The organism is Corallococcus sp. CA047B (assembly GCF_003612065.1).
Lineage (GTDB): Bacteria > Myxococcota > Myxococcia > Myxococcales > Myxococcaceae > Corallococcus > Corallococcus praedator.
On record NZ_RAWD01000350.1, the window covers coordinates 1 to 9,410 of the forward strand.

Here is a 9,410-nt window from a genome sequence, read left to right on the forward strand (position 1 = left end):
GGTGGAGGGTGGAGACGCGGTGGTGGTTGAGGACGCGGACCAGCTCCGGGACGTCACTGGGAGAGTGGGGCGGGAAGACGACGAGGCGGGAGCCGTTGAGGAGGGGGCCCCAGACTTCGAGGGTGGAGGCGTCGAAGGAGATGGGGGCGATGAGGAGGAAGGATTCGCCGGGGCCGAGGCGTGCGTAGTCGACACCGCGCACGGTGCGAAGGACGGCGCGGTGGGTGGCGCCGACGGGCTTGGGACGTCCGGTGGAGCCGGAGGTGAAGTCGATATAGGCGAGGTGCTCCGGGAGCACGCCGGAGGCCGGGGTGGAATCAGGGTGACGGGAGAGGAGGGGCCAGACGTCTTCGACACAGAGGCAGGTGAGGCCCTCGGTGGGCAGGGAAGACAGCAGCTCGCGGGAGGTGAGGAGGAGCTGGGGCGGGACGTCCTCCAGCATGAAGGCGAGGCGCTGACGCGGATAGGACGCGTCGAGGGGCAGGTAGGCGCCGCCGGCCTTGAGGATGGCGACGAGGGAGACGACAAGCTCCAGGGAGCGCTCCAGGCAGAGCGCCACGGGCGAGTCGGGGCCGACGCCACGCTGCGCCAGCACCCGCGCGAGCTGATTGGAGAGCGCGTCGAGCTGGCGGTACGTCAATCGCTGCTCACCGAATTCGACGGCGACGGCGTCCGGGAAGAGGGCGACCTGGGCGGCGAAGACTTCGGGGATGCAAGCGTCGCTGGGGTAGGGCCGCGCGGTGTCATTCCACTCCACGAGGACGCGGTGCTTGTCCTCGGCGGAGAGCAATGACAGCTCACCAATGAGAGCCTCGGGACGGGCGACGACAGACTCCAGCAACGTCAGCAGGTGGCCGGAGAGGCGCTGGACGGTGGAGGCTTCGAAGAGGTCGGTGCTGAATTCAAAGGCGCCGACGAAGCCGTCCGGGGTGCGAGTCAGGGACAAGCCAAGGTCGAACTTGGAAGTGGCGGAGTGCAACTCCAGGGGGTGGACGACGAGGCCCGGCAGCGCGAGCTGGGGAAGGGCATCGGGCTGGAGGGTGAACATCACCTGGAAGAGGGGCGTGCGGCCCAGGTCGCGCTCCGGCTGGAGGGCTTCGACGAGCTTCTCGAAGGGGACGTCCTGGTGGGCGAAGGCGCCAAGGGCGGAGTGCTTCACCCGGGCCAGGTGGGAGAGGAAGGAAGGGTTGCCGGAGAAGCGGGCGCGGTGGACGAGGGTGTTGACGAAGAAGCCGATGAGGCCTTCGAGGGAGGAGCGGTTGCGGCCCGCGATGGGGGCGCCGACGCAGAAGTCGTCCTGGGCGCAGTAGCGGTGAAGCAGCAGCTGGAAGGAAGCCAGCAGCGTCATGAAGGGCGTGACGCCTTCACGAAGGCTGAGGGCTTCAATCGCCTGGGCCAGGGCCCGGGGCACGTGGACGCGAAGGCTTGAGCCGCGGAAGGACTGGACGGAGGGGCGGGGGAAGTCGGTGGGAAGCGAGAGGGATTGGGGCGCACCCTCCAATTCCTGACGCCACCACGAGAGCTGTGCCTCCAGCGCTTCACCGCGCAAGGCCTGACGCTGCCACGCTGCGAAGTCCGCATACTGGATTGGCAGGGCCGGCAGTGGAGACTTGAGGCCCTGCGCGAACGTCGCGTACAGCGCCGACACCTCCCGGATCATCACCCCCATCGACGCGCCGTCGAAGACGATGTGATGCACGGTCACCACCAGCACATCGCCCCGCGACGCGTTCCGCAGCAGCACGGTCCGCAGCAGCGGTCCCCGTTCGAGGTTGAAGGGATCGCGAGCTGCCTCTTCGGCCTGACGGAGCAGGTCGGCTTCGGAGCCCTCCACCTCCACCACGGACAAGGTGAAGGCGCCTTCCGGTGAGATGACCTGGGTCGGCGCGCCGTCGGACACGACGAACGTGGTGCGCAGCGCTTCGTGGCGACGAAGGACCTCCTCGAAGGCACGCTCCAGCGCCGCGACGTTGAGCCATCCTTCGAGCCGAAGCGCTACCGCCAGGTTGTAGAGCGAACTGCTCGGATCCAACTGGTCGAGGAACCACAGTCGCTGCTGCGCGAACGACAGCGCCAGGGCCTCCGTGCGAGCCACGGGGAGCAGCGCGGGAAGCCCGGCCTCGCGCCGCGTCCGTACCAGGGTGGTCAGCTCCCGAAGGCTCGGTCCCCGCAGCAGGGCTTCCAGCGGAAGCACGGCGCCCCATCCCTGCTCGATGTCGTTCGCCAGCTCCGCGGCCCCCAGCGAATCCAATCCCATCCGGGTGATGGGCTCCTCCGCGTCCACCTGCTCCGGCCGCACGTGGGCCCGTGCCGCCAGCCGCGCCCGCAGCCAGGACTCCACGGCATCGCTCTGCTCGACCGGAACCGCGTCGGGCTCGGATGTTTCGGGCACGGGGTCCGTCCCCGCGTCGTCGGCCTCCCGCCAGACCCGCACCGAGGGCAGCTCGCCCGCGAGGAACGCCGAGCGCGACGCCCGCCGCTGCACCTTGCCACTGGACGTCTTCGGCAGCGCGCCCGCTTCCAGCAGGACGAGCGCATGGGGCCGCACCTCATGCCGTTCCGCCAACCGCTGCCGCAACTGGCCCAGGAGTTCGTCCAGATCCCCGTGCTTGCGCGCATCCACCTCCTGCGCGACGACGAGCCGCTCCTCGCCGTCCACGTCGACGGCGAACGCGGCGCCACAACCCGGCCGGATCGCCGGGTGGGTCTGCTCGACGGTGAGCTCCAGGTCCTGCGGGTAGTGGTTGCGTCCCCGGAGGATGATCAGGTCCTTGCGGCGGCCGGTGACGAACAGCTCGCCGTCCAGCAGCACGCCCAGGTCGCCGGTGCGCAGGAACGTCCGCGCATCCTCCCCCGCGAGCCGCGCCCCGAACGTCTGGGCCGTCTCTTCCGGACGCTCCCAGTACCCCTGCGCGATGCTCGGGCCCGCGACCCAGATTTCACCCACCGCGCCGGGCTCAAGGCGCGACCGGGTCTCCGGATCAACGATTGCGATTTCCTGATCAGGCAGCGAACCGCCGGACCCGACGAAGGTCCGCGCGCCCGGAGTGCCCTCCGCGGCGGGGACCGCGCGATGCTGCTCCAGCGCCGCCGTCTCCAGCGAACGGAGCACGGGCACGGCGCTCTTCGCCCCACCGGAGACGATGAGCGTGCCCTCCGCGAGTCCGTAGCAGGGATAGAACGCCTCACGACGGAACCCGCTGGGCGCGAACGCCTCCGCGAACCGGTCCAGCGTCTCCGCGCGGATGGGCTCCGCGCCGCAGAACGCGACCTCCCAGCGGCTCAGGTCCAGCGTGCTGCGGAACTCCGGGGCAATCTTCCGCACGCAGAGGTCGAACGCGAAGTTCGGACCGCCGCTGATGGTGCCCCCGAAGCGAGACACCGCCTCCAGCCAGCGCAGCGGCTGACGCAGGAACGTGAGCGGCGACATCAGCGCCGTGTGGAAGCCCTGGTAGAGCGGCTCCAGGATGCCGCCGATGAGGCCCATGTCGTGGTACGGCGGCAGCCAGATGACGCCCGTGCTGTCCGGACGCGTCTGGAACGCCCGGGAGATCGACGCCAGGTTGTGCAGCAGGTTGCCGTGACTCAGTCGCACTCCCTTCGGAGCGCCCGTGGAGCCCGACGTGTACTGGAGGAACGCGAGGTCGCCGGTCCCCACGACAGGTGGCCTCCAGGCCCCCGCGGCCTCCGGCGGCAGCGCGTCCGTCGCCATCCAGTGCAGGGCGCGCAGCTCCGGCGCCTGCTCGAAGAGGAACTCCCCCATCGACGCGATGAAGTCGGTGGTGAGCACCACCTCCGCGCGCGCATCCTCGATGATGGCTCGCAACCGGGGAACGGTCCGCTCCAGCCGCGTGGGATCCGGAGGATAGGCGGGCACCGCGACGAGCCCGGCGTAGAGGCAGCCGAAGAAGCCCGCGATGTACTCCGGGCCTGGCGGGTAGAGCAGCAACGCGCGGGCTCCGGGCGCCACCCTTTGCTGCAATGCAGCACCAATCTGACGCGCCCGGACGTCGAGCGCGCCGTACGTCAGCGTCGCCTCGTCCTCGCCCGCTTCCCCCAGGAACGTGTACAGCCGCTGATCCGCCCTCTCCGCCGCAGCCTGTCTCAGGAGTTCAACGAGCGAAGAAGCAGCGGATCCAGGGGGGAGAAGCGTGTTCTTGGAGTGCATCAGCAACCCGGTTGCAAATTTAAAAGACGGAGCTGGCCATGCTCGGATTAGCCAGTGAGACGGGCACTCTATGACTCAACGGAGATGCTGTAACAAGCGCGCATGATCAGGGACATCACGCCTGGCGCGTCTTGCATTTGTTGCAGTTCCTGGTGAGCATGCCGGCCGCCTCGGCTTCACGACTGCGACTGCCAGTGCGTGTGGAGTTTTCCACTCGCCCGCTCTTGCTCGGTGTGCGGACGACGGGGCCCCTGCCGGGTAAGGCCCGGAAGCCGAGGAGGTTCGTGGTGAGTGTGGATCGACAGGTCTTCTTGAAGCGGAACGTGGTGCTCGATCCGCTGTTCAACCATTGGTACGCGTGGACGCACCTCATCTCGCCGGCGACGGCGGCGTTGAACGTGGCGAACCACGTGAAGATCATGAAGTCCTTCCTCGCGAACCCGGAGGTTCACGAGGACGCGGCGAAGGATCCGCAGATGATGGGCGGCCCGTTCCTGGACTGTCCCGTGGATCAGTCGGACCGGGTGGCCGCGCTGCTGGAGCGCACGCTCGTCACGCAGGCGAAACCGCTGGAGCTGGTGGAGGCCCTGAAGGGGCTGGACGCCCTCCTGGCGAAGGAAGGGCAGGGGCTGTCGCTGGAGTCGCTCTATGCCCGCGTCCCCGCGCCCCTCAGGGGCTACGTGGAGCTCTTCTACGATCAGGAGAACCGCCCCACCTTCCGCCTCTTCGAATCGCTGCTGTACCGCAGCCCCTTCTACAACCGCGGGGCCCAGGCCCTGGAGCTGTTCGAGTCCGGCGCGGATGGCCGTCCCTTCATGCTGAGCACGCCCCGGCTGGAGGACCCCACGCGCCTGCACGTGTCCCTCACGCTGGACAGTCCGGCCATCGACGCGCTGGTGCGGGCGAAGTGGACGGCGACGTCACTGGGGACGCTGCGCGATTCGCTTCACCTCACCGCTGCGCAGGTGCCGCTCCTGGACGCGCTGGTGACGGACACGTGTGAGAGCCGCGTGTCGGAGCCCTACCGGGGCGAACAGGTGCGCGTTCGCTACTTCGGTCACGCGTGCGTGTTGATGGAGGCGGGCGGCGTCAGCGTCATCACCGATCCCATCATCAGCTACGACGACGCGGGGGGCATCGACCGGTATTCGTTCTCTGACCTGCCGGAGACGCTGGACTACGTGCTCATCACGCACAACCACCAGGACCACGCGCAGATTGAAACCCTGCTCCACCTGCGTCACCGGGTGAAGACGGTGCTGGTGCCTCGCAACGACAGCGGCAGCCTGTTGGATCCCTCCCTGAAGCTGACGCTGGAGCACCTGGGGTTCCGGAACGTGGTGGCGGTGGACGACCTGCAGACGCTCGACATCCCGGGGGGCAGCATCATGGCCCTGCCGTTCCTGGGTGAGCATGGCGACCTGCTGATCCGCGCCAAGACGGGCTACATCGTCAGCATGGGGGGCCGCAGCGTGTTGTTCGCGGCGGACTCGCGCAACATGGAGCCGGAGCTCTACGCGCACGTCCACCGCTGGGTGGGCGACGTGGACATGATGTTCGTGGGGATGGAGTGCGAGGGTGCGCCGGGAAGCTGGGTGTATGGGCCCCTGATGCTGCGCCCCCTCACGCGCAAGATGGACCAGGCGCGGCGGCTCAATGGCTCCGGCTTCGAGCAGGCGGCATCGCTGGTGAAGCAGTTCAATCCGCGTTCGGTCTGGGTCTACGCCATGGCCCAGGAGCCCTGGCTGCGGCACGTGCTCGGGCTGGCGTACACCCCGGAGTCAATCCAGATCATCGAGTCCGACCGCCTGGTCAAGCACTGCCGCGAGCGTGAACTGCCCTGCGAGCGACTCTATGGCAGGAGTGAGATGGTTCTGTAGCCGCGCGGTGCCACTGCGGGTGAACGGGTCGTTCTCCGGGGGGCGTGCTCGCGCTGGTGGCGCTGATCCCCTTCAGGTAGGGTTCAGCGTTGTTGGCGCACGAGTGGCGGAATTGGCAGACGCAGCGGACTTAAAATCATCAAGCCTCTTCGGGGGTTAGCGCGTCCCCTCGGAAGGGTCTTGGTTCGCGTCCGCTGGAGTCCGGTGGCGTCCACCCGTCGTGGGTACAGGGTGGGTACCCAGCGGGCGGTGCGCATTCTGCCCTCCTGTGATGCTGGCGCAGGGGCCTGCGCCAAATTTCCTGCTCGGGTATCTGTCGGAACTCAGCAATTTCTTCTTACGCTCAGGCGCGTTCGGGAGAGCAGGTTCTGCGGCGAGCAGGTGCGCAGCTGCTCCTCGTGCACTCCCACCAAGATCAGCGTGCTCCCCGGCTCGCGTTGGTTAACGACCGCCCCTTCCCCTGGCCGATACCTGCGGCCAAGTGCGTGTGCGCGGCCCGTGAGTTAGGAGGGCGTTCGCCCGGGCCCCTCTACGGTGCCTGCCGTCCTGCATCGCCCAGAGGAGCGACTTACCGGTACTCGGCGCGCATGCCACGCAGCCACCACGCTGCGTGGAGAATGCGTGGCAGTTGCGTGGAACGGAGGAGTAATTAGCTTCGTGTAAGTTGCTGCTGGAGGCACTTGTGAGGCGAGCGCACAAGCTGGCGCAGGACATGTTCCTGGAGCTCGGGACTACGCACGGGTTCGACGCCCGTCGGTCTTTTTCTCGGCAGCACCCCACGGACGGGGTGTGGCTTACGCCGCGCTCTCACGGCGAGGAAGGTGGGATCCTGGTCGCCGCCATTGAGGTGGTCGCCAGCGAGTCGCCGAAGACGATCCTGGGATCGATTGCCACTTTGGAAATCGTTTCGCCCGCGCTCGGGATTGTGCTGCTCGAAGAAGAGGAAATCGCCCGACGGATGATCGCTGCTGGCGAGAGCAGGGAGAGCGTTGATCGCTATTTAAACCGACTTGCGGAGTCGATTGATCTTCAGATCAAGCGGTCTCGTCAGCGATTGCAGCGCTGGACGGTCGAGTCGCTGCGGTGGCGCCACGCGCGTGCCCACCGTGTTCGCTACAACATCTGTTGATGGAGGAACTCATGGTGAAACAGGCGAAGCAGAGCAAGAGCAACGTTGTGAGCGCGACGGTCGTTCACGATGTTTACGACTATGTGGACCGCCCAGGGATCGGGCGCATCTACCGTGCGAAGGTTTCGGTGCGAACGTTGGCGACGCTTCTCAGGAAGGCGGTCGTGCGGTACTCGCCCAAATACCAGCGCGGCTTCAAGAAGGTCGAGGATGAGCCTCTCGCGTATGAAGTGATGCTCCCGATCACGGATCCACGGCTCCAGATCAACGTCAAGCGAGCCGAGGAAATTGCCGTGAAGTACCTCCAGGAGGACCTCTTCAGCGACAGCATCGTTTGGAACGCCCGAATTGAGGATGGCTTCTCCGAGCCGGAGTGGGACAACGAGACAAAAGAACTCCGAATCCATACATCCATCACTATCCCTGATTCTGCGCACCGGCATCTTGCGTATTACCTGCTGGACACGTGGGCCAACAACCCGGTGTCAGTTCCCGATGTGACGGTCAACGATCGCATTGTTGCCGCAGACGAAATTCGCAAGCGGCTGAAGGGTTTCGATCCCGATTCGGCGTCGGTGTTCGTCCACATCTACCACGTGACAGCCAAGTGGGAGGGCTGGCTCTATGACCAGCTAAACTTCGATCAGAAAGCTCCGCAGCGTGCCGTCGGGATCGCCCTCAACCCGACCAAGACTCCTGCGCGACGATTCGTTGACACCCTCATGCGGTCTTCGCCGGTGTTCTCCGACACCGAGGTCGAGACGCGGGCGAACAACATTGGGACGGACAGCCGCAAGCTCACGACGAACTCCACCCTCGTTGGCGCCGTTGAGAGCTTCAAACCGTTCCTCGTCCAGCTTGAGGACGAGGAAGAGAAGACTGGCGCCTACACCGACTTCGTGGAGTTCGTCGGAGCGCTCTTCGAGGAGTACTCTGCCCACGTACCGGCCGTTCAACCCAACGCGACCGCACAAACTCGCAACGAGTCGCGGAAGAACTCGTTCGAAATCTCGAACATCATGTTCCATCCGCTGCTGCGCCTCGCGAAGGAGTTGTGGGGCGCATACCGGCGCGACCAAGTTGATTGGCGGATCGCGACTGAGTGGAAGGACGGAGTCGCGCGTATCGCGGGCGCGAAGACGATCAATGGGCAGGTTTACAAGGTGATGAGCCGCGAGAATCCGGAGTGGATCGGCAAGATCCTGATTGAGCAGTACGACTCGAATGGTAAGAAGCTGGCTCCTTCGCTCTCGAATACGCGCCAGACGCGCCAAGCCGCGTTGGACTACCTCGTGGACATCGCCGGTATTCGTTCGTTCCTCAGCGGGAAGTCGAAGGCGAAGGCGCATGCGAAGAAGTCCCCGATACGCCGTGGCCGAAAGTCGGTGTCGGCGCACGCGGGGGCGAAGCGCGCCCGTGCCTAACGCGGAGATCAGTTGTGTTGAAGGAAGGATAGGCAGTACCGAAACCGAGCGGCGAGCTTCGCGAGAGGGGGGCCGCGCGCAGCCGCCGCACCATCCGGGCGGACTCGTCCATGGCACGAGGGGTGAGCCTCCGCAAGTGGCGCTTCATGTCGGCCCACCACAACTCAATCGAGTTGAAATCGGAGCCATAGGTGGGCAGATGCGCTACGCACGTGCCCATCGTCTCAATGGCCTAGCGCATGCCTATGCCCTTGTGCGCGTCCAGGTTGTCCATAAGCACGACGTCACCACGCTGTAGGTTTCTGCCCCTTGGGAGGAGCCAGATGGAAGAGCCATCCATCCTTGCCGACCTCGAATTTCTGAAGAAGCACCTCGGCGGTCATCGAGGGCACCCTGATCAACGCTGGCTACACAAGGAAGAGGTTTTCAGCCTCCTGATGTGGACCGGCCGCTGCGCTGGTTTCACCATTAACAGCACCTAACGAAAGTCAGGACTGGACTGGCCGTCAGCAAGGGGCATCCTCAGCTTGAGGGACATGGCCCGTGAACTCGTCCCCGACGCCTTCTGGCAGCGCGTGGTGCCCCTGCTGCCTCCGCCTCCCCCCTGTGTCAGGGAAGTTGTCGCCTCGGCTGATCGGCCGGGATGACCGCGCCTTGGGGGCGAGAGCAGGCAGGAAGCAGCTGAGCGTCACCCGCTTCGGTGGACAGGTTGACTACGCTGCCTGCCTCGAAACCTCAGCCATTCGCTCGTACTCGGCTGGACTCACGTAGCCAAGTGAGGAGTGACGGCGCCTGCGATTGTAGAACAC

4 protein-coding genes are annotated in these 9,410 nt (G+C 66.0%); 3 read left to right on the plus strand and 1 reads right to left on the minus strand.

The features are described 5' to 3' along the window. On the minus strand, positions 1–4,168 hold a 4,168-nt coding region (locus tag D7X74_RS35200), incomplete at its 3' end, for an AMP-binding protein (protein WP_147446794.1). A 287-nt stretch (positions 4,169–4,455) separates the two neighbouring features. Here D7X74_RS35200 and D7X74_RS35205 point away from each other — a divergent pair. From D7X74_RS35205 to D7X74_RS35215, 3 genes are all read left to right on the plus strand, one after another. Further along, entirely contained in the window at positions 4,456–6,048 is a 1,593-nt protein-coding gene (locus D7X74_RS35205; RefSeq protein ID WP_233602394.1) for an MBL fold metallo-hydrolase, read from the plus strand. Between the two features lie 712 nt (positions 6,049–6,760). Continuing rightward, the gene (locus tag D7X74_RS35210) at positions 6,761–7,177 is read left to right on the plus strand and encodes a hypothetical protein (RefSeq protein ID WP_147446795.1); all 417 of its coding nucleotides are present in this window, start codon (positions 6,761–6,763) and stop codon (positions 7,175–7,177) included. An 11-nt stretch (positions 7,178–7,188) separates the two neighbouring features. Continuing rightward, positions 7,189–8,601, plus strand: coding sequence for a DNA sulfur modification protein DndB (locus D7X74_RS35215; RefSeq protein WP_158622343.1), 1,413 nt, complete (start codon positions 7,189–7,191; stop codon positions 8,599–8,601). The last annotated feature ends 809 nt before the right edge of the window (positions 8,602–9,410 follow it).